This is a genomic window from Komarekiella delphini-convector SJRDD-AB1 (assembly GCF_014831675.1).
Classification (GTDB): domain Bacteria; phylum Cyanobacteriota; class Cyanobacteriia; order Cyanobacteriales; family Nostocaceae; genus Komarekiella.
On record NZ_VJXY01000185.1, the window covers coordinates 1 to 1,140 of the forward strand.

General features: G+C 37.5%; 1 protein-coding gene. It reads right to left on the bottom strand.

The features are described from left to right. Window positions 1-7: 7 nt before the first annotated feature. Window positions 8-1,065, bottom strand: a protein-coding gene (locus FNW02_RS38230) for an IS630 family transposase (protein WP_225226348.1) whose coding sequence is annotated in 2 segments (ribosomal slippage) — window positions 8-618 and window positions 618-1,065 — 1,059 coding nt in all. Because the reading frame shifts where the segments join, the coding sequence is not laid out codon by codon here. Between the last annotated feature and the right edge of the window lie 75 nt (window positions 1,066-1,140).

Below are 1,140 nucleotides of genomic sequence, written 5' to 3' on the forward strand. Positions count from 1 at the left end.
TATAGGGCTAGTATTTGATTTCTGAAAAAAATCCGTACATCTGGAGAGACATAAAATCAAAAGTAGTGTTTTGGATAAACCATTCAAACATCCACTTTAAATGAGAGAATGTTGGAATTAAAGCGCAAAAACGTCTAATCCAGGTTTTTGCTTGTAACCAAATATCTTCTATAGGATTTTGTGATGGGCAATTAGGAGCAAAGCGGACGCAATGAATTTTCCATTGCTCTTGAGATAAACCTTGATTTACCTCGCATAAAAAGTTTTGAACCAAATGCGAACGATGGTAAGAAGCACCATCCCAAAAAAGAAGTAATTGCTGATTGGGAGAAGAGTCTAATAAATAACGTAAATAATCAATCGTATTGTCTGAATTACCAGCATTGTAAGCTTTCAGAAGTAACTTGCCATTAAGATAATCAACTGCCCCGTAGTATGTCTGTTTATCTCGTTCGTTAACGATACCAACTGCTATTTCTTGGTCAGTTTTACCCCAAACATAACCTGTTAAGTCTCCCCACAACAGATGACACTCATCTATTAGTAGTACTCTCAGCCTTCGGGCTTCTATATCCTCTGTGTTGCTTGCCAACAATGTTTCAATCTGTTTTTTTTTGCAGCAACAGCCTCCGGATCAGCCTTTGGATTTAAAGAAGTAGTTTTCTTCCAACTAATTCCTGCCGCGTCAAATAAACCGTAATAGCTTCGTTTCGATTCGTAGATTACATCATATTCAAACGCTAATTTGTACTCTAGTTCACCAAGCTCCCAAGTATCCTTAGTTTGTAACCAACTTAATACTTCTTGTTGCTGTTCATCACTCAGGTAACTCTTTTTGCCTTTATGATTTAAGCGCAGTCCCGAAATTCCATATTCCTTGTAAGCCAGCTTCCAGCTTGTTATCGAACCAACAGACACATCTAAAATTGTTTGAATTTCCTGATACTTGTAGCCTTGATAAACCAGTTTCACCGCCAAAGCTTTTCTCACCTCACGAGCATCTGGGCGATTATCTATAAATTCTTGTAGTTCTGCGATCACGGCTTGTAGATGCTGACTTATCATTGTTCTCTGTTAGACAGATATCTTTCTCCGTATTATCTCGCAGTTTTTTTCAGAAATCAAATATGATTCCTATAG